General features: G+C 59.2%; 19 protein-coding genes and 1 pseudogene. 8 read left to right on the forward strand and 12 right to left on the reverse strand.

Translation table 11 applies throughout. The annotated features are described in order from the left end of the window. Positions 1-60: 60 nt before the first annotated feature. The 6 genes and pseudogenes from odhB to sdhC form a co-directional block, all read right to left on the reverse strand. Positions 61-1,284 (reverse strand): 2-oxoglutarate dehydrogenase complex dihydrolipoyllysine-residue succinyltransferase, encoded by a 1,224-nt coding sequence (gene odhB / locus QF043_RS19575; RefSeq protein WP_017134446.1) that lies wholly within the window; start codon positions 1,282-1,284, stop codon positions 61-63. Between the two features lie 44 nt (positions 1,285-1,328). After that, positions 1,329-4,161, reverse strand: a pseudogene (locus QF043_RS19580) (2-oxoglutarate dehydrogenase E1 component). Positions 4,162-4,422: 261 nt separating this feature from the next. Next, positions 4,423-5,127, reverse strand: a complete 705-nt coding sequence (locus tag QF043_RS19585) for a succinate dehydrogenase iron-sulfur subunit (protein ID WP_003172807.1) — start codon at positions 5,125-5,127, stop codon at positions 4,423-4,425. Positions 5,128-5,138: 11 nt separating this feature from the next. Then, a complete protein-coding gene (gene sdhA / locus QF043_RS19590) occupies positions 5,139-6,911 on the reverse strand; it encodes a succinate dehydrogenase flavoprotein subunit (RefSeq protein WP_017134444.1) in 1,773 nt (590 codons plus the stop codon). A 3-nt stretch (positions 6,912-6,914) separates the two neighbouring features. Continuing rightward, positions 6,915-7,283: a succinate dehydrogenase, hydrophobic membrane anchor protein gene (gene sdhD, locus QF043_RS19595; protein WP_003172805.1), complete on the reverse strand. Its 369-nt coding sequence runs from the start codon at positions 7,281-7,283 to the stop codon at positions 6,915-6,917. Then, a complete protein-coding gene (sdhC, locus tag QF043_RS19600; protein ID WP_016979564.1) occupies positions 7,277-7,651 on the reverse strand; it encodes a succinate dehydrogenase, cytochrome b556 subunit in 375 nt (124 codons plus the stop codon). The genes sdhD and sdhC overlap by 7 nt, the downstream gene beginning before the upstream one ends. A gap of 364 nt (positions 7,652-8,015) precedes the next feature. Here sdhC and gltA point away from each other — a divergent pair, with 364 nt between their 5' ends. After that, positions 8,016-9,305, forward strand: coding sequence for a citrate synthase (gltA, locus tag QF043_RS19605; RefSeq protein ID WP_307419859.1), 1,290 nt, complete (start codon positions 8,016-8,018; stop codon positions 9,303-9,305). A 159-nt stretch (positions 9,306-9,464) separates the two neighbouring features. Here the strand turns inward: gltA and QF043_RS19610 are convergent, their stop codons facing one another. From QF043_RS19610 to QF043_RS19620, 3 genes are all read right to left on the reverse strand, one after another. Continuing rightward, a complete protein-coding gene (locus QF043_RS19610) occupies positions 9,465-11,123 on the reverse strand; it encodes a cation acetate symporter (RefSeq protein ID WP_110624990.1) in 1,659 nt (552 codons plus the stop codon). Then, the gene (locus tag QF043_RS19615; RefSeq protein ID WP_307419860.1) at positions 11,120-11,431 is read right to left on the reverse strand and encodes a DUF485 domain-containing protein; all 312 of its coding nucleotides are present in this window, start codon (positions 11,429-11,431) and stop codon (positions 11,120-11,122) included. The genes QF043_RS19610 and QF043_RS19615 overlap by 4 nt, the downstream gene beginning before the upstream one ends. A gap of 324 nt (positions 11,432-11,755) precedes the next feature. After that, positions 11,756-12,607, reverse strand: a complete 852-nt coding sequence (locus QF043_RS19620; RefSeq protein ID WP_307419861.1) for a glycine betaine ABC transporter substrate-binding protein — start codon at positions 12,605-12,607, stop codon at positions 11,756-11,758. Positions 12,608-12,939: 332 nt separating this feature from the next. Between QF043_RS19620 and QF043_RS19625 the strand changes: the two genes are divergently transcribed. Then, positions 12,940-14,493 carry a glycosyl hydrolase family 17 protein gene (locus QF043_RS19625; RefSeq protein ID WP_307419862.1) on the forward strand — a complete coding sequence of 518 codons (1,554 nt, stop codon included), beginning with the start codon at positions 12,940-12,942 and terminating at the stop codon, positions 14,491-14,493. Between the two features lie 117 nt (positions 14,494-14,610). Here QF043_RS19625 and QF043_RS19630 read toward each other — a convergent pair whose 3' ends face one another. Further along, a complete protein-coding gene (locus tag QF043_RS19630; protein WP_307419863.1) occupies positions 14,611-14,982 on the reverse strand; it encodes a hypothetical protein in 372 nt (123 codons plus the stop codon). Positions 14,983-15,217: 235 nt separating this feature from the next. Here QF043_RS19630 and QF043_RS19635 point away from each other — a divergent pair, with 235 nt between their 5' ends. Beyond that, complete coding sequence (locus QF043_RS19635; RefSeq protein ID WP_056857108.1) at positions 15,218-16,516, forward strand: serine/threonine protein kinase; 1,299 nt, start codon at positions 15,218-15,220, stop codon at positions 16,514-16,516. After that, positions 16,509-17,297 carry a VacJ family lipoprotein gene (locus tag QF043_RS19640; RefSeq protein WP_056857109.1) on the forward strand — a complete coding sequence of 263 codons (789 nt, stop codon included), beginning with the start codon at positions 16,509-16,511 and terminating at the stop codon, positions 17,295-17,297. The genes QF043_RS19635 and QF043_RS19640 overlap by 8 nt, the downstream gene beginning before the upstream one ends. Before the next feature lie 61 nt (positions 17,298-17,358). Here QF043_RS19640 and QF043_RS19645 read toward each other — a convergent pair whose 3' ends face one another. Further along, entirely contained in the window at positions 17,359-18,264 is a 906-nt protein-coding gene (locus tag QF043_RS19645; protein WP_307419864.1) for a DUF808 domain-containing protein, read from the reverse strand. 133 nt (positions 18,265-18,397) lie between these two features. Between QF043_RS19645 and QF043_RS19650 the strand changes: the two genes are divergently transcribed. After that, positions 18,398-19,003 (forward strand): TetR/AcrR family transcriptional regulator, encoded by a 606-nt coding sequence (locus QF043_RS19650; protein WP_056857111.1) that lies wholly within the window; start codon positions 18,398-18,400, stop codon positions 19,001-19,003. Between the two features lie 205 nt (positions 19,004-19,208). After that, positions 19,209-19,667 (forward strand): transposase, encoded by a 459-nt coding sequence (locus QF043_RS19655; protein WP_177033508.1) that lies wholly within the window; start codon positions 19,209-19,211, stop codon positions 19,665-19,667. A gap of 124 nt (positions 19,668-19,791) precedes the next feature. Here the strand turns inward: QF043_RS19655 and QF043_RS19660 are convergent, their stop codons facing one another. Then, positions 19,792-20,232 (reverse strand): heme-binding protein, encoded by a 441-nt coding sequence (locus QF043_RS19660; protein WP_307419865.1) that lies wholly within the window; start codon positions 20,230-20,232, stop codon positions 19,792-19,794. A gap of 256 nt (positions 20,233-20,488) precedes the next feature. Between QF043_RS19660 and gcl the strand changes: the two genes are divergently transcribed. Both gcl and hyi read left to right on the forward strand, forming a co-directional pair. Then, entirely contained in the window at positions 20,489-22,264 is a 1,776-nt protein-coding gene (gene gcl / locus QF043_RS19665) for a glyoxylate carboligase (protein ID WP_307419866.1), read from the forward strand. 10 nt (positions 22,265-22,274) lie between these two features. Then, complete coding sequence (hyi, locus tag QF043_RS19670; RefSeq protein ID WP_307419867.1) at positions 22,275-23,057, forward strand: hydroxypyruvate isomerase; 783 nt, start codon at positions 22,275-22,277, stop codon at positions 23,055-23,057. Positions 23,058-23,078 lie beyond the last annotated feature (21 nt).

Here is a 23,078-nt window from a genome sequence, read left to right on the forward strand (position 1 = left end):
CGCTGCAAACCAAGCTGCTTGTTCCTACAGCTTGCAGCTCGCAACGTGAGGCTGCTTCTATCAGATATCCAGCAGCAGACGAGCCGGGTCTTCCAGCAGGTTCTTGATGGTTACCAGGAAAGTCACGGCTTCTTTACCATCGATCAGGCGGTGATCGTACGACAGCGCCAGGTACATCATCGGGCGGATCACGACTTGGCCGTTGATGGCCATCGGACGCTGGATGATGTTGTGCATGCCCAGGATCGCAGCTTGCGGCGGGTTGACGATCGGAGTCGACATCATCGAACCGAAGGTACCACCGTTGGTGATGGTGAAGGTACCGCCGGTCATCTCGTCGATGGTCAGCTTGCCGTCACGGGCTTTCTTGCCGAAACCGGCGATGCCGCCTTCGATTTCAGCCAGGCTCATCAGCTCGGCGTTACGCAGAACCGGTACTACCAGGCCACGGTCGCTGGACACGGCAACGCCGACGTCTGCATAGCCGTGGTAAACGATGTCGCTGCCGTCGATGGAAGCGTTGACTGCCGGGAAGCGTTTCAGCGCTTCGGTGGCCGCTTTCACGAAGAACGACATGAAGCCCAGGCGCACGCCATTGTGGGACTTCTCGAACAGATCCTTGTACTTCGAACGCAGGGCCATGACTTCAGTCATGTCCACTTCGTTGAAGGTGGTCAGCATCGCCATGTTCGACTGTGCTTCAACCAGACGCTTGGCCACGGTGGCACGTACACGAGTCATCGGTACGCGCTTCTCGGTGCGGTCGCCAGCAGCGAACACAGGCGCAGCGGCAGCAGGTGCTGCAGCCTTGGCCGGTGCGGCAGCCGGAGCGTTTTTCTTGGCTTCAACAGCCGCAACCACGTCTTCCTTGGTGACGCGGCCGTCTTTGCCGGTGCCCTTGAGGGACGCCAGGTTGATGCCGTTTTCTTCAGCCAGCTGACGCGCAGCCGGTGCAGCGATCGGGTCTTCACCACCTGCAGCCGGAGCGGCAGCGGCAGGCGCGGCAGCTGGAGCAGCAGCAGCGGCCGGAGCAGGAGCAGCAGCGCCGCCCGCTTCGATCGAGCCCAGGATCTGGTTCGACAGGACGGTAGCGCCCTCTTCAGCCACGATCGCGCCCAGCACGCCGTCAGCTTCGGCCAACACTTCCAGAACGACTTTGTCGGTCTCGATGTCGACGATCAGGTCGTCACGCTTTACAGCGTCGCCTGGTTTCTTGTGCCAGGTGGCAACGGTGCCATCGGCAACCGATTCCGGGAATGACGGGGCTTTGATTTCGATAGCCATTATCTGTGGGTCCTTAAAATTCGGTTTCAGTCAGCGCGAAGGCGTTAAACAGTGAAAGCATCTTGCAGCAGTTTTTCCTGCTGCTCGGCGTGCATCGACGCATAACCACACGCAGGTGCAGCAGAAGCATCACGACCGGCGTACTCCAGGCCCAGGCCTGTTTTGTGGTTACCGATGCTGCGACGCAAATGATGCTGGCTGCTGTACCACGCGCCCTGGTTCATCGGTTCTTCCTGGCACCACACCGCATGGGTGAGGTTGGTGTAAGGCGCGATGGCCTCCATCAGGTCGTCTTCCGGGAACGGGTAAAGCTGCTCGATACGCACGATGGCGATGTCTTCGCGGCCTTCGGCACGGCGTTTTTTCCAGCAAGTCGTAGTAAACCTTGCCGCTGCACAGGACCAGGCGAGTGACCTTGGCAGCGTCCAGGGTGTCGATTTCTGGAATCACGGTCTGGAACGAACCGTCGGCCAGATCTTCCAGGGTCGAGATGGCCAATTTGTGACGCAACAGCGATTTCGGGGTCAGCACTACCAGCGGCTTGCGCAGCGGGCGGATCACCTGGCGACGCAGCAAATGGTAGATCTGGGCCGGCGTAGTCGGCACGCACACCTGAATGTTGTGCTCGGCGCACAGCTGCAGGTAACGCTCCAGACGGGCCGAGGAGTGCTCCGGGCCCTGACCTTCATAACCGTGTGGCAGCAGCATGGTCAGACCGCACAGACGGCCCCACTTGTGCTCACCGCTGGTGATGAACTGGTCGATAACCACCTGGGCACCGTTGGCGAAGTCGCCGAACTGGGCTTCCCAGATCACCAGCGCGTTTGGCGTGGTGGTGGAGTAGCCGTATTCGAACGCCAGTACGGCTTCTTCGGACAGGAACGAATCGTACAGGTCGAAACGTGGCTGGCCTTCGTACAGGTGTTGCAGCGGTACGTAGGTGGTCGCGTCTTTCTGGTTGTGCAGGACCGCGTGACGGTGCGAGAACGTACCACGGCCGATGTCCTGGCCGGTCATGCGGATCGGGTGACCTTCGAACGCCAGGGTCGCGTACGCCATGGTTTCGGCGTAACCCCAGTTGATCGGCAGGCCGCCGGCTTGCATCTTCTGACGGTCTTCGTAGATCTTCGCAACCTGGCGCTGCACCACGAAACCATCTGGAATTTCCAGCAGCTTGGCGGACAGTTCCTGCAGGGTCTTGAGGTCGAACGAGGTGTCGTGACGCGCCGTCCAGGCGTGGCCCAGGTACGGGCGCCAGTCCACGAACAGCTCTTTGTTCGGCTCTTTAACCAGGCTTTTTACTACATGCAGGCCGTTGTCCAGCGCGTTGCGGTATTCATCGACTTTCGCCTGAACACGCGCATCGTCAACCACGCCGGCCGTAATCAGGCTGTCGGCGTACAGTTCACGGGTGGTGCGCTGCTTGGTGATCTGCTGGTACATCAACGGCTGGGTGCCGCTCGGCTCATCCGCTTCGTTGTGACCGCGACGGCGGTAGCAAACCAGGTCGATGACCACATCACGCTTGAACTGCATGCGGTAGTCAATGGCGAGCTGGGTCACGAACAACACGGCTTCCGGATCATCACCATTCACATGGAGGATCGGCGCCTGGATCATCTTGGCAACGTCGGTCGCGTACTCGGTCGAGCGCGCGTCGAGCGGGTTGCTGATGGTGAAACCGACCTGGTTGTTGATGACGATGTGAACCGTACCGCCGGTCTTGAAGCCGCGGGTCTGCGACATCTGGAACGTTTCCAGGACCACGCCTTGACCGGCGAATGCCGCGTCACCGTGGATGGAAATCGGCAGGACTTTCTCACCGGTGGAATCGTTACGACGATCCTGGCGGGCACGCACCGAACCCTCGACCACCGGAGAAACGATTTCCAGGTGGGACGGGTTGAAGGCCATGGCCAGGTGAACTTCACCGCCGGTGGTCATTACGTTGGACGAGAAGCCCTGGTGGTATTTAACGTCACCGGAACCCAGCTCGACCTTCTTCTTGCCTTCGAATTCGTCGAACAGTTCACGCGGGTTCTTGCCGAAGGTGTTGACCAACACGTTCAGGCGACCACGGTGAGCCATGCCGATCACGATTTCCTTGGTGCCGTAGGAACCGGAACGCTGGATCAGCTCGTCGAGCATTGGAATCAGGCTTTCGCCGCCTTCCAGGCCGAAACGCTTGGTGCCCGGGTATTTGGTACCCAGGTATTTCTCGAGGCCTTCGGCCGCGGTCACGCGCTCCAGCAAGTGGCTGCGCACGTCGGCGGACAATACCGGACGGCCACGCACACCTTCCAGACGATGCTGGAACCAGTGGCGCTGCTCGGAATCGGTGATGTGCGTGAATTCAGCGCCGATGGTGCGGCAATATGTCTGCTGCAACGCTTCGTGAATTTCGCGTAGGCTCGCTTCCTCTTTGCCGATGAACAGGTCGCCGGCACGGAAGGTCGTATCAAGATCGGCATTGGTCAAGCCGTAATGATTGATCGACAGGTCAGCAGGTGCAGGACGCTTCCAGAGCCCCAGCGGGTCAAGCTGGGCCGCCTGGTGGCCACGCATCCGGTAAGCCTGGATCAGTCGCAATACTTCAACTTGCTTCTTCTCATGCTCGCTGCTCACGCTACCGGCGGAAACCGGTTGGGCGCGGCGCTGGTTCTTTGCCAGCAGCACAAATTGATCGCGAATTGTTGCGTGCGATACATCGGTGGCAGCGTTGCCGTCTGAAGACAACGTCTGAAATTTGGTGCGCCATTCTTCTGGCACAGCGTTAGGGTCGTGCAGGTAGAGCTCATAAAGCTCTTCCACATAGGCAGCGTTACCACCTGAAAGATAGCCGCTGTTCCACATGCGCTGCATCACGCTTTCTTGCATGCTTGGTCACCCTCGATTTGGGGACACCACCGGCGAAAACACCGAGTTTGCTTGCAAAAGGCCAAGTGCAGCGACCAAAACAAGCCACTTAGGATCACGCTGATAGTTCGGGTACCAACCCGAATGCCCCTGCTTGTCTCATTTCTTCAAAATAAGAGCTGCGGCTTTGTAAGTCGCTGCTCAAGTTAAAACTACGGCGCCGGTTGAAGCCTGCGCCGTAGCATTTACGGGCACAACGGTCCTGCCTTGCTACAACGTCGCTTACACGCCGCTTTGCAGCAGCATGTTACGGATGTGACCAATGGCCTTAGTCGGGTTCAGGCCTTTGGGACATACGTTGACGCAGTTCATGATCCCGCGGCAGCGGAAGACGCTGAACGGGTCATCCAGTGAAGCCAGACGCTCGGACGTCTTGGTGTCACGGCTGTCTGCCAGGAAGCGGTACGCTTGCAGCAGAGCAGCTGGACCCAGGAACTTGTCCGGGTTCCACCAGAAGGACGGGCACGAGGTCGAGCAGCAAGCGCACAGGATGCACTCGTACAGACCGTCGAGCTTTTCACGCTCTTCAGGGGACTGCAGACGTTCGATGGCCGGAGCCGGCGTGTCGTTCTGCAGGAACGGCTTAACTTTCTCGTATTGCTTGTAGAAGATGCTCATATCGACGACCAGGTCACGGATAACCGGCAAACCTGGCAGTGGACGAACGATCAGCTTGTTACCTTTAACAACAGCGGACAGCGGCGTGATGCACGCCAGGCCGTTCTTGCCGTTGATGTTCATGCCGTCGGAGCCACAAACGCCCTCACGGCAAGAGCGACGGTAGGAAAAACCTTCGTCCTGCTCTTTGATCAGTGCCAGTACATCCAGCACCATCAGGTCTTTACCACCGGTATCGACCTGAAATTCCTGCATGAACGGCGCGGCGTCCTGATCAGGGTTGTAGCGGTAAACACTGACTTTCAACATGGCAGCCACCCTTAGTAAGTCCGAATCTTCGGTTCAAACGTCGGCACCGTCTTCGGCGAGAAGTTCACGGCACGTTTGGTTACGCGCTTGTCACCCGGGAAGTACAGGGTGTGGCACAACCAGTTTTCGTCGTCGCGATCTTCAAAGTCTTCACGGGCGTGGGCACCACGGGATTCTTTACGAACCTCGGCGGCGATCGCAGTGGCTTCAGCCACTTCCAGCAGGTTTTGCAGCTCAAGGGCTTCGATACGAGCGGTGTTGAACGCCTGGCTCTTATCGTTGATCTTGACGTTGGCGATGCGCGTGCGCAGGTCGGCCAGCTGGGCAATACCCTTCTGCATGTATTCGCCGGTACGGAATACACCGAAGTAGTTCTGCATGCAGCTTTGCAGCTCACGACGCAGGGTAGCCACGTCTTCGCCATCGGTACGCTCGTTCAGAGCGTTCAGGCGCGCCAGGGCGGCCTCGATGTTGGCGTCGGTGGCGTCATCGTATTCGATGCCGTCGGTCAGGGCTTTTTCCAGGTGCAGGCCGGCAGCGCGACCGAATACCACCAGGTCGAGCAGCGAGTTGCCGCCCAGGCGGTTGGCACCGTGTACCGATACGCAGGCCACTTCGCCTACAGCGAACAGACCGTGGATGATCTCGTCCACGCCTTCGGCGTTCTGGGTGATCGCCTGGCCATGAATGTTGGTCGGCACGCCGCCCATCATGTAGTGGCAAGTCGGAACAACCGGCACCGGAGCAACCACCGGGTCAACGTGCGCAAAGGTCTTGGACAGTTCGCAGATGCCTGGCAGGCGGCTGTGCAACACTTCCTCACCGAGGTGATCGAGTTTCAGCAGTACGTGGTCGCCATTCGGGCCACAGCCGTTGCCGGCGATGATTTCCTTAACCATCGAACGGGCCACAACGTCACGACCGGCAAGGTCTTTGGCGTTCGGAGCATAACGCTCCATGAAACGCTCGCCGTGCTTGTTGATCAGGTAACCACCTTCACCACGGCAACCTTCTGTAACCAGTACACCGGCGCCGGCGATGCCGGTCGGGTGGAACTGCCACATTTCAATGTCTTGTACCGGCACGCCAGCACGCAGGGCCATGCCGACGCCGTCACCGGTGTTGATCAGGGCATTGGTGGTCGACGCGTAGATACGACCTGCACCGCCGGTTGCCAGCACAGTAGCCTTGGCGCGGATGTAGGTGGTTTCACCGGTTTCGATGCAGATGGCGATCACACCGACGAAGGCGCCGTCGGCGTTCTTCACCAGGTCAACTGCGTAGTACTCGTTCAGGAACGTGGTACCGGCTTTCAGGTTGCCCTGATACAGGGTGTGCAGCAGCGCGTGACCGGTACGGTCGGAAGCGGCGCACGTACGGGCAGCCTGCCCGCCTTTACCGTAATCCTTCGACTGGCCGCCGAATGGACGCTGGTAGATACGACCTTGCTCGGTACGCGAGAACGGCAGACCCATGTGGTCCAGCTCGAACACGGCGGCCGGGCCTTCCTGACACATGTACTCGATAGCGTCCTGGTCACCGATATAGTCGGAACCCTTGACGGTATCGTACATGTGCCAGCGCCAGTCATCGTTCGGGTCGGCGGAAGCGATGGCGCAGGTGATGCCACCCTGGGCCGATACGGTATGGGAACGGGTCGGGAACACCTTGGTGATCACGGCAGTCTTGTGACCACCCTGGGCCAGCTGCAGCGCTGCGCGCATGCCGGCACCGCCGCCACCAATAATGATGGCGTCGAAGGAAATAGTTGGAATGTTAGCCATGAATCAGATACCCCAAAGAATCTGCACACCCCAGACGAAGTAAGCGAACATCGCGACGCCGCAGACTGCCTGGAAGAGAAAACGGACTGCAGTCGCGGACTTGCCCAGCGCCATTGGCGTGAGGTAGTCGGTCGCGATGGTCCACATGCCGACCCAGGCGTGAGCGCCCAGGGCTACAAGGGCCAGCAGGCTGAAGATTCGCATCGCATTGTGGGAAAACAGGCCATGCCATTGCTCATAGCCGATGCCCGGGTTTGCGACGAGGTATCCGATCAGGAAAATGAAATAAGCCGCGAGAACGACCGCAGACACACGCTGTGCCATCCAGTCATAGAGGCCCGAACGCGAAAGGTTCGTAACGCTGGTTACCATATCCAAACTCCTGCCAGAACGATCAGCACCACGGAAATGGCGATGATGATTTTCGAGCCCAGGCGGCCGCCTTCGAGCGTCTCACCGATACCCGCATCCATGATCAAGTGGCGCACACCGGCAACCAGGTGATACAGCAGAGCGGACAGGAGGCCCCATGCTACGAACTTGGCCAGCGGGCTGGTCAAGCATGCCTTCACCTCGGCGTATCCTTCCTCGGAACCCAGGGATTTGCTCAATGCATAAAGCATGATGCCCAAGCCCAGGAACAGGATGATGCCGGAAACACGGTGCAGGAACGACGTAACGCCGGTGATGGGGAGTTTGATGGTCCTTAGGTCTAGGTTTACAGGTCGTTGGCTATTCACGGCTTTTTTTCACACTGAAGAGCCCCTAACAATCAGGGCAAAGTTGTTGGGGAGTGCACTGGTCAGGTAAGCACCACCCAGGGAGTGCGACCCCCAATGAAAGCAAGCCCAAAAGCCCTTGGCGGTCGGTGGCCGAGTATAGACAGTTAGGTTACTAATGACAACGCGCACTCCTCACCCTAATAGCTGATTGCGCTGGCGGTATAAAAGGCGTAAATGGCAGTCAATTTCGACGAAAAAGTATGGTTAAAGCCTTCTGGAGCAAGACTTTAGGCAAATTGACATCTGGATTTATATCAATATAGTGGTGCGGGCCCTGCGTGGGGGGTCTGTCTGATGATTTGAAGCATAAATAGGAGGCCACATGGCTGACAAAAAAGCGCAGTTGATCATCGAGGGCGCAGCCCCCGTCGAGCTGCCCATTTTAACCGGCACCGTTGGTCCCGATGTTATCGACGTACGGGGCCTGACGGCCACGGGCCGTTTCACATACGATCCAGGCTTCATGTCGACCGCCTCTTGCGAGTCGAAGATCACCTACATCGATGGTGATAATGGCATTCTGCTGCACCGCGGCTACCCGATCGAACAGCTTGCTGAACAGTCGGACTACCTGGAAACCTGCTACCTGCTGCTGCATGAAGATTTGCCAACAGCCGAGCAGAAAGCCCAGTTCGTCAGCACCGTGAAGAACCACACCATGGTTCACGAGCAGTTGAAGACCTTCTTCAACGGCTTCCGTCGCGACGCCCACCCGATGGCCGTCATGTGCGGCGTAGTCGGCGCCCTGTCGGCCTTCTATCACGACTCCCTGGACATCAATAACCCGCAGCATCGCGAAATTTCCGCGATCCGCCTGGTTGCCAAGATGCCCACCCTGGCCGCGATGGTTTACAAGTACTCCATGGGTCAACCCATGATGTACCCGCGCAACGACCTGACGTACGCGGAAAACTTCCTGCACATGATGTTCAACACCCCGTGCGAGATCAAACCGATCAGCCCGGTGCTGGCCAAGGCGATGGACAAGATTTTCATCCTCCACGCCGACCACGAACAGAACGCCTCCACCTCTACCGTACGCCTGGCCGGTTCTTCGGGTGCCAACCCGTTCGCCTGTATCGCCGCCGGTATCGCCGCACTGTGGGGCCCTGCCCACGGCGGTGCGAACGAAGCCGTATTGACCATGCTGGATGAAATTGGCGATGTCTCGAACATCGACAAATTCATCGCCAAGGCCAAGGATAGAGAAGATCCGTTCAAGCTGATGGGCTTCGGTCACCGCGTCTACAAGAACCGTGACCCACGTGCCACCGTGATGAAGCAGACCTGCGACGAAGTGTTGAAGGAACTGGGCATCAAGAACGATCCGCAACTCGAACTGGCCATGCGCCTGGAAGAGATCGCCCTGACCGACCCGTACTTCATCGAGCGCTCGCTGTACCCGAACGTCGACTTCTACTCGGGGATCATCCTCAAGGCAATCGGCATTCCAACCAGCATGTTCACCGTGATTTTCGCCCTGGCACGTACTGTCGGCTGGATCTCGCACTGGAAAGAAATGCTCTCCAGCCCGTACAAGATTGGCCGTCCGCGCCAGCTGTACACCGGCGCCAAGCCGCGTGATATCACCAAACTGGAAGATCGCAAGTAAGCATCTAACTATTTGGTCTTAAAAACGGCCTCCTTTCACAAGGAGGCCGTTTTTATTTGTGCAGGAATTGAGAAACAGTTTTGTGATATCCACCCACAATAAAAGCAAAAAAATGCCCCGATCTCACGACCGGGGCTTTTTTTGTAGCCGTTACAAATATTAGTGGTTAACCGCCCCACTTGCCCCCAGGCCAGTCTGCGAACGCACAAACTGCGGGAAGTACAGCGCACGCTCTTTCTCTGCCGCCGCCGACTTGTCGGTGATCGAGAAGAACCAGATGCCGACGAACGCAATGATCATCGAGAACAGCGCCGGGTACTCGTAAGGGAAGATGGCTTTTTCATGGTGCAGGATCGACACCCAGATGGTCGGGCCGAGGATCATCAGGCCGACGGCACTGATCAAGCCCAGCCAGCCGCCAATCATGGCGCCACGGGTGGTGAGGTTTTTCCAGTACATGGAAAGCAGCAGTACCGGGAAGTTACAGCTGGCCGCAATCGAGAATGCCAGGCCGACCATGAACGCAATGTTCTGGCTTTCGAACAGGATACCCAGGCCGATTGCCAACACACCCAACGCCACGGTGGTGATCTTCGACACGCGAATCTCATCTTTCTCGTTGGCCTTGCCCTTCTTGATCACACTGGCATACAGGTCATGGGACACCGCCGAGGCACCGGCCAGGGTCAAACCGGCAACCACTGCCAGGATGGTGGCAAACGCCACGGCCGAGATGAAGCCCAGGAAAATACTGCCACCCACCGCATTGGCCAGGTGCACCGCCGCCATGTTGTTACCGCCCAGCAAGGCGCCTGCAGCATCCTTGAACGCCGGGTTGGTGCTCACCAGCAGGATCGCGCCAAAGCCGATGATGAACGTGAGGATATAGAAGTAACCAATGAAGCCGGTGGCATACAACACGCTCTTGCGCGCTTCCTTGGCGTCGCTGACGGTGAAGAAGCGCATCAGGATGTGCGGCAGGCCGGCCGTACCGAACATCAGCGCCAGGCCCAGCGAGAATGCCGAAATCGGATCTTTCACCAAGCCGCCGGGGCTCATGATCGCCTCACCTTTAGGGTGAACCTTGATCGCCTCGGAAAACAGCGTGTTGAAGTCGAAGTTGACGTGCTTCATCACCATCAGCGCCATGAACGAAGCACCGGACAGCAACAGCACCGCCTTGATGATCTGCACCCAAGTGGTCGCCAGCATGCCGCCGAACAGCACGTACATGCACATCAGGATACCCACCAGGATCACCGCGACGTGGTAGTCCAGGCCGAACAGCAGCTGGATCAGCTTGCCCGCCCCCACCATCTGCGCGATCAGGTAGAACGCCACCACCACCAGCGAACCACAAGCCGACAGGCTGCGGATCTGGGTTTGCCCGAGGCGATAGGACGCCACGTCGGCAAAGGTGTACTTGCCCAGGTTACGCAGGCGCTCGGCGATCAGGAACAGAATGATCGGCCAGCCCACCAGAAAGCCGATCGAGTAGATCAGGCCATCGTAGCCGGAGGTGAACACCAGCGCGGAAATCCCCAGGAAGGACGCCGCCGACATATAGTCACCGGCAATCGCCAGGCCGTTCTGGAAACCGGTGATCTTGCCGCCGGCCGCATAGTAGTCGGCCGCCGACTTGTTGCGCTTGGATGCCCAGTAAGTGATGCACAGGGTGGCGCCGACAAACGCGACAAACATCACGATGGCGGACACGTTCAGCGGTTGCTTGTGCACTTCCCCGGTCAATGCATCCGCCGCCCAAACGGCCGGAGCAAACAGCGAAGCGCCGAATATAGCCAATAGACGCCGGATCATTGCGCAGCCTCCTTGAGAATCGCATTGTTCAGGTCGTCAAATTCGCCATTGGCCCGACGCACATAGAGCGCGGTCAGGATGAAAGCGGACACAATCAGCCCGACACCCAAGGGAATACCCCAGGTAATCGAAGACCCAGGGCTGAGCTTGGCGCCCAGCACTTGTGGCCCGTAGGCAATCAACAGGATGAAAGCGGAGTAAAGCCCTAGCATGATCGCCGAGAGAATCCAGGCGAACCTTTCCCTTTTCCTGACCAGCTCCTTGAAACGCGGGCTGTTTTGAATCGAGAGGTAAATGCTGTCGTTCATTGTTTTTATCCTCGCAGCACAGCTTTTTATTATTTTGGAACATATCCACTGTATGCGGCTGCGGAACAGGTTCCAGACGACCTTAGTAGTAGATCGAGATGGCCACTTAGCAAGTTTTGCGGGCAACAAATAAACAACAGCCTTAATACAGGCAAAAAAATGTGGGAGCGGGCTTGCTGTGGCGAGCAAGCTTGCTTGCGCTGGGGTGCGAAGCGCCCCCAAAAAGTCGGAGACTGCTGCGCAGTCAGCGGGAGCAAGCTCCCTCGCCACAGCAAGCCCGCTCCCACAGTAGGGTTGTGGTGGGGCTTCTAAAGGGTTAGTGCTTTATTTAGCGGTCCACTCGGCCACACGCTCAGGGTGCTTGGCGACCCAATCCTTGGCCGCGGCATCAGGCTTGGCGCCCTCTTGGATTGCGAGCATGACTTCGCCGATTTCGTCCTTGGAGGCCCACTGGAATTTTTTCAGGAAAGCGGCGACTTCCGGCGCTTTCTTCTCCAGGCCCTTGCTGCCGATGCTGTTGACGGTCTCAGCAGCACCATAAATCCCTTTTGGGTCGTCGAGGAAACGCAGTTTCCACTTGGCAAACATCCAGTGCGGCACCCAGCCGGTTACGGCAATGGATTCCTGCTTGTCTTCGGCACGGGTCAGTTCGGCGATCATCGCCGCGCCCGAGCTGGCTTGCAGTTTGTAATCCAGGCCATAGGCCTTGATCGCTTCGTCGGTCTTGAGCATCACGCCTGAGCCGGCGTCGATACCGACGATCTTGTTCTTGAAGGTGGTGTCGGTCTTGAGGTCTTCGATGGACTTGGCCTTGACATACTCCGGCACGATCAAGCCAATCTTCGCGTCCTTGAAGTTGGGGCCGTAGTCGACCACCTTGTCCTTGTTCTTGGTCCAATACTCACCGTGGGTCACAGGCAGCCAGGCGGACAGCATGGCGTCGAGCTTGCCGGTGGCGACGCCCTGCCACATGATCCCGGTGGCGACGGCTTGCAGTTTCACGTCGTAACCGAGTTTTTCCTTGATCACCTCGGCTGCCACATGGGTCGTGGCAACGCTGTCGGACCAACCATCTACATAGCCGATGCTCAGGGTTTTGCTGTCGGCGCTGGCCAGTGTGGAGCCCATCGCAACTACCAGAGTGGCAGCTGCGCCCAAGAGTCGTCGCATCTTCATAATACTTCCCCGAAAGTGCTGCGCTCGACGGATGCCGAGCGACGTCAACCTGTTGTTATAGGGTGCATCGCGCCCCCTTCACGCGCGTCGATCACGGTGGTGCCCCGCCAGTGGAGTGCTGACACTTGGATCATCAACCTGCCGGGGCCTTGGACCTGCTCTGTCAGCGACCTCGGGTAAGCAAGAAACGACATCACATCGCCAGCAGGACTGTTCCTAGGACTTGGCGTCAATTTCCCGCCCGAACTTTGCATGTCTAAATTATGCAGCCCCACTGGTACGGGTCAAATCCGGGTAAGATGCGCGCCTTTGCTCCCCCAGATAAGCTGACCATGCCCGCGACTGCCCGCTTCCCTGCCCTGCCCTATTTCTGCGCCTTGATCCTCGGTGTGCTTGCCCTTATCGGCTATTGGTACGGCCTTGGCCGGCCGGTGGTATTGCCGGATGTAGCCAGTGCCAGCCACAAGATGCAATGCGCGTCCTATACGCCGTTCGACAAAGACCAGTCGCCGTTCGACCAGCCATTCAAACTGCGCCCCGAGCGCATGGACGCTGACCTGGCACTGCTGGCCACCCGTTTTGAATGCATCCGCACTTACTCCATGACCGGCCTGGAAGCCCTGCCGGGCATGGCGCGCAAGCATGGCTTGAAGTTAATGGCCGGCGCCTGGGTCAGCAGTGACCCGGTGGCCACCGAAAAAGAAATCAAAGAACTGATTGCGGCTGCCAATGCCAACCCCGATGTGGTCACCTCGGTGATCGTCGGTAACGAGGCCCTGCTGCGCAAGGAAGTCACCGCCAAGCAGTTGGTGACGCTGATCCATCAGGTCAAAAGCCAGATCAAGCAGCCGGTCACTTATGCCGATGTGTGGGAATTCTGGCTGCAGCACCCGGAAATCGCCCCGGCGGTGGATTTCCTGACCATTCACCTGCTGCCGTACTGGGAAGATGACCCGTCGGGCATCGATCAAGCCCTCAAGCATGTGGGTGATGTGCGCCAGACCTTCGGTAACAAATTCGCGCCTAAAGATGTGCTGATCGGCGAGACCGGCTGGCCGAGCGAAGGCCGCCAGCGCGAAACTGCGGTACCAAGCCGGGTCAACGAGGCCAAGTTCATGCGCGGTTTTGTGGCCATGGCCGAAGCCAATGGCTGGCGCTACAACCTGATCGAAGCGTTTGACCAACCCTGGAAACGCGCCAGCGAAGGTGCCGTCGGTGGTTACTGGGGCTTGTTTGATGCCGATCGCCAGGACAAGGGCATTCTTGCCGGGCCAGTGAGCAACGTGCCGTATTGGCCGCTGTGGCTGGGCGTCGGCGGCCTGATCCTGCTGGGCACCCTGGTGCTGGGTGGCCGGGTGCGCAGCACGCGTGCCGCGCTGTTGCTGCCACTGCTCGGTGCAGTGGCGGCCTGCGCCATCGGCACCTGGGCTGAACTGACCCGCGTCACAGCGCGCTTCAACGATGAATGGGTGTGGGCAGGCTTGCTGGTGATGCTGAACCTGCTCGTGCTGGCCCATGCTGCACTGGCGCTGAGTGCCCAGGAAGGCTGGCGTGAACGGAGCTTCAACTGGCTGGAACAACGCGCCGGATGGCTGGTGGCAATCGCCGGGTTCGCAGGGGCGGTGATGATGCTGGCGCTGGTATTTGACCCGCGCTATCGCAGCTTCCCGAGTGCGGCGTTGGTATTGCCGGCGCTGGTGTACCTGGTTCGCCCTGTGACTGGGCCTCGTCGGGAGATCGCGCTGCTGGCCTTTATCATCGGTGCCGGTGTTGCGCCGCAGCTGTATCGCGAAGGGTTGCTGAACCAGCAGGCGTGGGGCTGGGCGGTGGTCAGCGGGTTGATGGTTGTAGCCTTGTGGCGTTGCTTGCGGGTGCGCAAGGGCTAAACAGCTGTGGCGAGGGAGCTTGCTCCCGCTGGAGTGCGCAGCGCTCCCGCTTTTTTGGGGCCGCTTCGCGCCCCAGCGGGAGCAAGCTCGCTCGCCACAAAAGCGCCCTTATACGGGTTAATCAGTAACCCGAGGCTTCCTGACCAATCGCAACCCCGCAATCACCACCGCAAACACCGCAAACGTGGTGTTATACAACGCCAGCGCCGGCAGCCCGAACACCATCCCCAGCACCGCCAACCCCCAGCCGACGCGGCCCGGCAGAAAAAACGCCAGCACCGACGTCACCAACGCCGCCCAGCCCAACACCTTGAAGTGAGTCATCAGCCCCAGGTTCGAGCGCAACTGGCATTCCCAGCGGCTGGCCTCATCGACGCAGACCCCCACCCACTGGCCGTCTTCCATAAAACCGTAACGGGCGCCATAACTGGCGGCCAGCCATAACGGCAAGGCGATAAGCAGCAGGATAAGTGGCAAACGACGGGACATGGCGAACTCCGATAGGCAAAAACGGCGCTCAGCTTAATCCCACGGCGGCCGTTAGCAAGGTGTGTACGCAGATAACTGTTCATCAAGGCGCTGCAAAGTGTATCTTCTCGCTACTATTACCCCCGATTCCGTGTTTTTTTCCGACTTTTAGTGCCGAGGGCTGGCACTTCGGTGGCAACGCGGTGGTCATAGCCTGCGAACTTCATTCAGCACGTTTCCTCTTAGGGATTAAGTCATGCTCCGTTCCTTGCGCTGCGCTGCCTTGCTGGGCAGCCTATTTTTGAGTGCGTCAGCACTGGCCGTCGATGTCGACCAGGCCACTTATGGCTTCCCTTTGACGAACCCGTTCGAGGCGACCATTGCCACCACCCCGCCGGACCTGCGGCCCAAATTGCCCAGCAACGACGAGATCAACCAGTCCGATTACACCCTCAACATGCGCCCAGAGCGTGAGTTCAGCCTGCCGGACAACTTCTGGGCAGTGAAGAAACTCACCTACCGCATCGCCAAACAGGACCGTGCCGCGCCGCTGATCTTCCTGATCGCAGGCACGGGCGCCCGGTTTGACAGCAGCATCAACGAATACCTGAAAAAGCTCTATTACCAGGCCGGCTACCACGTGGTGCAGCTGTCATCGCCCACCAGCTTCGACTTCATCAGCGCCGCCTCGCGCTTCGCCACGCCGGGTATCACCCAGGAAGACGCCGAAGACATGTACCGCGTGATGCAAGCGGTGCGCGCGCAGAACGCCTCGCTGCCGGTGACCGACTACTACCTCACCGGCTACAGCCTCGGCGCCCTGGATGCAGCGTTTGTCAGCAAGCTCGACGAGACCCGCCGCAGCTTCAACTTCAAGAAAGTGCTGCTGCTCAACCCGCCGGTCAACCTCTACACCTCGATCACCAACCTCGACAAACTGGTACAGACCGAGGTCAAGGGCATCAACAACACCACGACCTTCTATGAGCTGGTGCTGGCCAAACTGACGCGCTACTTCCAGCAAAAGGGCTACATCGACCTCAATGACGCCCTGCTCTACGACTTCCAGAACTCCAAGCAGCACCTGACCAACGAACAGATGGCCATGCTGATCGGCACCTCGTTCCGCTTCTCGGCGGCCGACATTGCCTTTACTTCGGACCTGATCAACCGCCGTGGCCTGATCATCCCGCCGAAATACCCGATCACCGAAGGCACCAGCCTCACGCCGTTCCTCAAGCGTGCACTGCAATGCGACTTCGACTGCTACCTCACCGAACAAGTGATTCCGATGTGGCGCGCCCGCTCCGACGGCGGCAGCCTGCTGCAACTGGTTGACCAGGTCAGCCTGTACGCACTCAAGGACTACCTGCACGACAGCCCGAAAATCGCGGTCATGCACAACGCCGACGACGTGATCCTCGGCCCTGGCGATCTCGGTTTCCTGCGTAAAACCTTCGGCGATCGCTTGACCGTCTACCCGCTGGGCGGCCATTGCGGCAACCTTAATTACCGCGTCAACGCCGACGCCATGCTGGAGTTCTTCCGTGGCTAAATATCTTTTGCTGCTCGCCGCGCTGATGTGCGCAGGCGTCGCCAATGCCGACAACAGCAAGGCCCACGAGCCGGTCAAGGTTGACTCCGATGGCTTCAAGGAGCCGTTGACCAAACTCAAGTTCAACCCGGGCCTGGACCAACGTGAGTTCGAGCGTTCATCGCTGACGGCACTTAACGTCTATGACCCGCTGGAGTCGTGGAACCGTCGCGTCTACCACTTCAACTACCGCTTCGACCAATGGGTGTTCCTGCCCGTGGTCAATGGCTACACCTACGTCACCCCAAGTTTCCTGCGCACCGGCGTGAGCAACTTTTTCAACAACCTGGGCGATGTGCCCAACCTGTTGAACAGCCTGCTGCAACTCAAGGGCCACCGCTCCCTGGAAACCACCGGGCGCCTGCTGCTCAACACCACCATCGGCATCGCCGGCCTGTGGGACCCGGCCACCGCCATGGGCCTGCCGCGCCAGAGCGAAGACTTCGGCCAGACCCTGGGTTTCTACGGCGTGCCGGGCGGCGCCTACCTGGTGCTGCCGATCTTCGGCCCCTCGAACCTGCGTGACACTACCGGCCTGATCGTCGACTACGGCGCCGAGACCGAGATCAACTTCCTCAACGTCTCCAAAGTCAGCGAAAACCACCCGGAAATCTGGGCCCTGCGCGCCGTCGACAAGCGCTACCAGACCAGCTTCCGCTACGGCCAGATGAACTCGCCGTTTGAGTATGAGAAGGTGCGCTACATCTACACCGAATCGCGCAAGTTGCAGATTGCCGAATAAACCGGGCGACACAAAAAAAGGCCATTCGCATGAATGGCCTTTTTTATTGCGCGTAATTTCTTCAAGCCTTGAGGGCTTTCCACACCTTGCCGACCACGCTCACCACCGCCAAGACAACAGCCCCCGCAATAATCCCGGCCACCGCATTGAGCAACGTCGGCATCAACCACGCCAGCCCGCCAACGTGCTGACTGACACGCTCGATCCAGTGATGCACCGCTGGCACGCCATGGGTGAGAATGCCGCCGCCGACCATAAACATCGCCGCTGTGCCGATCACCGACAGGCTTTTCATCATGTAAGGCGCGGCGCGCAAGATCGCCCCACCGATACTGCGCGCCGCCTGGCCGGGCTTTTGCGTCAGCCACAGGCCCAGGTCATCGAGCTTGACGATACCGGCCACCAGCCCGTAGACGCCGATGGTCATGACAATGGCAATGCCCGACAGCACCACCACCTGCTGCATCAAAGGCGCATCCGCGACGGTGCCCAGGGTGATGGCGATGATCTCGGCCGAGAGGATGAAATCGGTGCGAATTGCACCTTTGATCTTGTCCTTCTCAAATGCCACCAGGTCAGTCGCCGGATCAGCCACGGCTTCAACCAGGTGGGCCTGCTCTTCGGTGCGTTTATGCAAAAAGGTATGCGCAAGCTTCTCAAAGCCTTCAAAACACAAATAGGCGCCGCCGAGCATCAACAGCGGCGTGACCGCCCACGGCGCAAAGGCGCTGATCAGCAATGCCGCCGGCACCAGGATCAGTTTGTTGACAAACGACCCCTTGGCCACCGCCCACACCACAGGGATTTCCCGCTCGGCGCGCACGCCGGAAACCTGCTGAGCGTTGAGTGCCAAGTCATCGCCCAGCACGCCGGCGGTCTTCTTGGCGGCCATTTTGGTCATCAGCGCAACGTCATCGAGTACGGCGGCGATATCGTCGATCAATACCAACAAGCTGCTTCCTGCCATGAATCGGGCTTCCATAAGAATGAGAAAGGCCGAGCATAGCGCGGCGCAAAGCTTTACGGGCGCATTCTTGAGGCTCGCGGATAGCCGGTGCTACCATGCACAACCGCCGATCTGGCAAGGAAACTCCTGGTTTATGAGCACCATTCGCGAGCGCAACAAAGAAAAGATCCTGCGGGCGGCAAGCGAGGAGTTTGCCGACAAGGGCTTCGCCGCGACCAAAACCAGCGACATCGCCGCCAAGGCCGGGCTGCCCAAGCCCAACGTCTATTACTACTTCAGGTCCAAGGACAACCTCTACCGCGAGGTGCTCGAGAGCATTATCGAGCCGATTCTGGCCGCCTCCACACCGTTCAACCCCGAGGGCGAGCCGGCGGTGGTGCTGAGCAATTACATCCGCTCGAAAATCCGCATCTCCCGCGACCTGCCCTTTGCCTCCAAGGTGTTTGCCAGCGAAATCATGCACGGCGCCCCGCACCTGAGCCCCGAGCAGATCGAACAGCTCAACGCCCAGGCCAAGCACAACATCAACTGCATCCAGAGCTGGGTAGATCGCGGCCTGATCGCCAACATTGACCCCAATCACTTGATGTTCAGCATCTGGGCGGCGACGCAGACGTATGCTGATTTTGACTGGCAGATATCGGCGGTCACCGGCAAGGCCAAGCTGGACGAGGCAGATTATGAGGCGGCGGCGCAGACGATTATTCGGTTGGTGTTGAAGGGGTGTGAGTTGGGCTGATGGACCGTGGTGAGGGTATCGCAGGCAAGCCAGCTCCCACACTTTTCCGGGTCGTACACAAATTGTATGAACACCTCTAACTCCCTGTGGGAGCGGGCTTGCCCGCGATAGCGCCCTTCCAGACACATCCTGCCAAAAGCCTGCCGATCAAAGTTCTCCACCCACATCTAGCCTCTCAGAACCCCACCTGAAGAGAGGCCATGGAATGCCTGAACTCCCCGCTTCAAAACGACTGCGCATCGGTCGCCATGATGAACCCAACCGTATCTACCTGCTCACCACCAACACACTTGATCGCGAGCCAATATTCCAGAATTTCAGGCTGGGACGACTGGTTGTCCAACAATTTAGAATTGCCCAAAACCTGGGCCTCGCCACATCCCTGGCCTGGGTGGTCATGCCTGATCACTTCCACTGGCTTATCTCACTGGAAAAGGGCTCTCTTGCCGACCTGATGCGTCGCGTGAAATCCAAAAGCACCCGCGTCGTGAATGCTGTAGCCGGTCGTCAAGGTCGCCTCTGGCAACCTGGCTTTCACGATCATGCCGTGCGCCGAGAGGAAAGCCTGGAAGGTATAGCTCGCTACATTGTGGCCAACCCATTGAGAGCCGGGCTGGTGAAGAAGTTTGGCGACTATCCGCTGTGGGATGCCATTTGGCTTTGACTCAATACCGAGTCGTCTGCATCGCAGGCAAGCCAGCTCCCACACTTGACTGTATTTCACAGGTGGAACTCGGTCAGTGTGGGAGCCGGCTTGCCTGCGATGAGGCCCTATAAGTCTATGGCGATCAAGCCGAAACCCCCGCATCCGCCAACAACCCCACCCCCTCAATCGCCGTAATCGCACACTGCTCATCGATATCCGAGGTATCGCCGCTGATCCCGATCGCCCCCAGCACCAGCCCATCTCGATTGCGAATCAACACCCCACCCGGCGCGGGCACCACGCTGCCCTGCCCCAGGCTGTTCAACGCGGCAATAAACGCCGGGCGCTGTTGGGCGTCCAGCGCCAGCAAGCGTGAGCCCTTGCCCAGCGCAATTGCGCCCCAGGCCTTGCCGATGGCGATTTGTGGGCGCAACAGGCTGGCGCCGTCTTCGCGTTGCAGGGTGATCAAGTGGCCGCCGCTGTCGAGCACCGCAATGGTCAGCGGCGCAGCCGAAATCGTGCGGCCTGCGCTGAGGGCCTGGCTGGCAAGTTGGGTGGCGAGTTTCAAGGTTAAAGCGCTCATGGTGCCGTCCTTCTTTTGTTATTGGGAATGCGGTGGAGGTCTGTTTGATCAGATGCTCGATCAAACAAATAGAACACAATGATATTTAATTTTGTATACAATATTTTCGCACAAAGGCTCCATACGTCGAAAAAAGTGCTTCCGACGAACGCCAGGGCCACTTTGCAAAATGCATTGACCTGCGCAGCTCGCCGTGAATACACTTTACCAAGACACCACTTGTATACAATTACAAAACGCAAGAGGCACCAAAACCATGAGCAAAATGAGAGCAATCGAAGCCGCCGTCCTGGTCATGCGCCGTGAAGGCGTGGACACCGCCTTCGGTATCCCGGGCGCCGCGATCAACCCGCTGTATTCGGCCTTGCAGAAGGTCGGTGGCATCGATCACGTCCTTGCTCGCCACGTTGAAGGCGCCTCGCACATGGCCGAGGGCTACACCCGCACCAAGGCCGGCAATATCGGCGTGTGCATCGGCACCTCCGGCCCGGCGGGCACCGACATGGTCACCGGCCTGTACAGCGCCTCGGCCGATTCGATCCCGATTCTGTGCATCACCGGCCAGGCCCCACGTGCGCGGATGCACAAGGAAGATTTCCAGGCCGTGGATATCACCAGCATCGTCAAGCCGGTGACCAAGTGGGCGACCACCGTGCTGGAGCCCGGCCAAGTGCCCTACGCGTTTCAAAAAGCCTTCTATGAAATGCGCTCCGGCCGCCCTGGCCCGGTGCTGATCGACCTGCCGTTCGACGTGCAGATGGCCGAGATCGAATTCGATATCGATGCCTACCAGCCACTGCCGCTGGCCAAGCCACTGGCAACGCGCGTCCAGGTGGAAAAAGCCCTGGCGCTGCTGGATGCGGCCGAACGCCCCTTGCTGGTCAGCGGTGGCGGCGTGATCAATGCCGATGCCAGCGACTTGCTGGTGGAGTTTGCTGAACTCACCGGCATCCCGGTAATCCCGACCCTGATGGGCTGGGGCACGATCCCGGACGATCACCCGCTGATGGTGGGCATGGTCGGCCTGCAAACCTCGCACCGTTATGGCAACGCAACGATGCTCAAGTCGGACGTGGTGCTGGGCATCGGCAACCGCTGGGCCAACCGCCACACCGGCTCGGTGGAGGTGTACACCGAAGGCCGCAAGTTCATTCACGTCGACATCGAACCGACGCAGATTGGCCGCGTGTTCACGCCGGATCTGGGCATCGTTTCCGACGCCGGTTCCGCGCTGACCATGTTCATTGAAGTGGCTCGCGAGTGGAAAGCCGCCGGCAAGCTCAAGGACCGCAGCGCCTGGCTGCATGACTGCCAGCAGCGCAAGGCCACCCTGCACCGCAAGACCCACTTCGACAACGTGCCGGTCAAGCCGCAGCGCGTGTACGAAGAGATGAACCAGGTGTTCGGCAAAGACACCTGCTACGTCAGCACCATCGGCCTGTCGCAGATTGCCGGCGCGCAATTTCTGCACGTGTACAAGCCACGTCACTGGATCAACTGCGGCCAGGCCGGCCCCTTGGGCTGGACCATTCCGGCGGCACTCGGGGTGGTCAAGGCCGACCCGAGCCGCAAAGTGGTGGCGCTGTCGGGCGACTATGACTTCCAGTTCATGATCGAAGAGCTGGCGGTGGGCGCGCAGTTCAAGCTGCCGTATATCCACGTGGTGGTGAACAACTCCTACCTGGGCTTGATTCGCCAGGCCCAGCGCGGGTTTGAGATGGACTACTGCGTGCAGCTGTCCTTCGACAACCTCAACGCGCCGGAACTCAACGGGTATGGCGTCGACCACGTGGCTGTCGCCGAAGGCCTGGGTTGCAAGGCCCTGCGTGTATTCGAGCCGGGCCAGATCCAGCCGGCGTTGCGCAAGGCACAGGAAATGATCGAAGAATTCAAGGTTCCGGTGATTGTTGAGATTATTCTGGAGCGCGTGACCAATATTTCCATGGGCACCGAGATCAACGCCGTCAACGAATTCGAAGATCTGGCCCTGGTCGGCAACGATGCGCCGACTGCCATTTCCCTGCTCGATTAAGGAGAACCCTATGCCGCGTTTTGCCGCCAACCTGTCCATGCTGTTTACCGAGCAGGACTTTCTCGCCCGTTTCAAAGCGGCCGCCGACGCCGGCTTCCAGGGTGTGGAATACCTGTTCCCGTACGAGTTCAGCTCCGCCGAGATCAAGGCACAGCTGGATGCCAACGGCCTGACCCAAGTGCTGTTCAACCTGCCGGCCGGTGACTGGGCCAAGGGCGAGCGCGGCCTGGCGTGCCACCCGGACCGGGTCGAGGAGTTCCGTGCCGGGGTCAAGCTGGCCATCGCCTACGCCCAGGTGCTGGGCAATACCCAGATCAACTGCCTGGCCGGGATTCGCCCTGCCGGTGTGGATGATGAAACCGTGGAAAAAATCTTTGTCGCCAACCTCAAGTACGCCGCCGACAAGCTGCAAGCGGCAGGCATCAAGTTGGTGATGGAGATGATCAACACCCGCGACATCCCGGGTTTCTACCTGAACAACACGGCGCAGGCCCTGTCGATTCGCGAGCAGGTGGGCAGTGCCAACCTGTTCCTGCAATACGACATCTACCACATGCAAATCATGGAAGGCGACCTGGCCCGGACCCTGGCGACGCACCTGGGTGAGATCAACCACATCCAGCTGGCTGACAACCCAGGGCGTAACGAGCCGGGGACCGGGGAGATCAACTATCGCTTCCTGTTCGAGCATTTGGATCGGATTGGTTACGCCGGTTGGGTCGGCTGCGAGTACAAGCCGCTGACCACCACTGAGGCGGGACTGGGTTGGCTCAAGACCCATAACGCGATCTAACTGACACAACCCAAAAGAAAG

Source organism: Pseudomonas sp. W3I7 (assembly GCF_030816095.1).
GTDB classification, from domain to species: domain Bacteria; phylum Pseudomonadota; class Gammaproteobacteria; order Pseudomonadales; family Pseudomonadaceae; genus Aquipseudomonas; species Aquipseudomonas salomonii.

Bases quoted from the DNA above. Each gene is read 5' to 3' on its own strand.
- odhB (WP_017134446.1), bottom strand. From the start codon at position 1,284: ATGGCTATCGAAATCAAAGCCCCGTCATTCCCGGAATCGGTTGCCGAT.
- QF043_RS19585 (WP_003172807.1), bottom strand. From the start codon at position 5,127: ATGTTGAAAGTCAGTGTTTACCGCTACAACCCTGATCAGGACGCCGCG.
- sdhA (WP_017134444.1), bottom strand. From the start codon at position 6,911: ATGGCTAACATTCCAACTATTTCCTTCGACGCCATCATTATTGGTGGC.
- sdhD (WP_003172805.1), bottom strand. From the start codon at position 7,283: ATGGTAACCAGCGTTACGAACCTTTCGCGTTCGGGCCTCTATGACTGG.
- gltA (WP_307419859.1), top strand. From the start codon at position 8,016: ATGGCTGACAAAAAAGCGCAGTTGATCATCGAGGGCGCAGCCCCCGTC.
- QF043_RS19610 (WP_110624990.1), bottom strand. From the start codon at position 11,123: ATGATCCGGCGTCTATTGGCTATATTCGGCGCTTCGCTGTTTGCTCCG.
- QF043_RS19615 (WP_307419860.1), bottom strand. From the start codon at position 11,431: ATGAACGACAGCATTTACCTCTCGATTCAAAACAGCCCGCGTTTCAAG.
- QF043_RS19620 (WP_307419861.1), bottom strand. From the start codon at position 12,607: ATGAAGATGCGACGACTCTTGGGCGCAGCTGCCACTCTGGTAGTTGCG.
- QF043_RS19625 (WP_307419862.1), top strand. From the start codon at position 12,940: ATGCCCGCGACTGCCCGCTTCCCTGCCCTGCCCTATTTCTGCGCCTTG.
- QF043_RS19630 (WP_307419863.1), bottom strand. From the start codon at position 14,982: ATGTCCCGTCGTTTGCCACTTATCCTGCTGCTTATCGCCTTGCCGTTA.
- QF043_RS19635 (WP_056857108.1), top strand. From the start codon at position 15,218: ATGCTCCGTTCCTTGCGCTGCGCTGCCTTGCTGGGCAGCCTATTTTTG.
- QF043_RS19645 (WP_307419864.1), bottom strand. From the start codon at position 18,264: ATGGCAGGAAGCAGCTTGTTGGTATTGATCGACGATATCGCCGCCGTA.
- QF043_RS19650 (WP_056857111.1), top strand. From the start codon at position 18,398: ATGAGCACCATTCGCGAGCGCAACAAAGAAAAGATCCTGCGGGCGGCA.
- QF043_RS19655 (WP_177033508.1), top strand. From the start codon at position 19,209: ATGCCTGAACTCCCCGCTTCAAAACGACTGCGCATCGGTCGCCATGAT.
- QF043_RS19660 (WP_307419865.1), bottom strand. From the start codon at position 20,232: ATGAGCGCTTTAACCTTGAAACTCGCCACCCAACTTGCCAGCCAGGCC.
- gcl (WP_307419866.1), top strand. From the start codon at position 20,489: ATGAGCAAAATGAGAGCAATCGAAGCCGCCGTCCTGGTCATGCGCCGT.
- hyi (WP_307419867.1), top strand. From the start codon at position 22,275: ATGCCGCGTTTTGCCGCCAACCTGTCCATGCTGTTTACCGAGCAGGAC.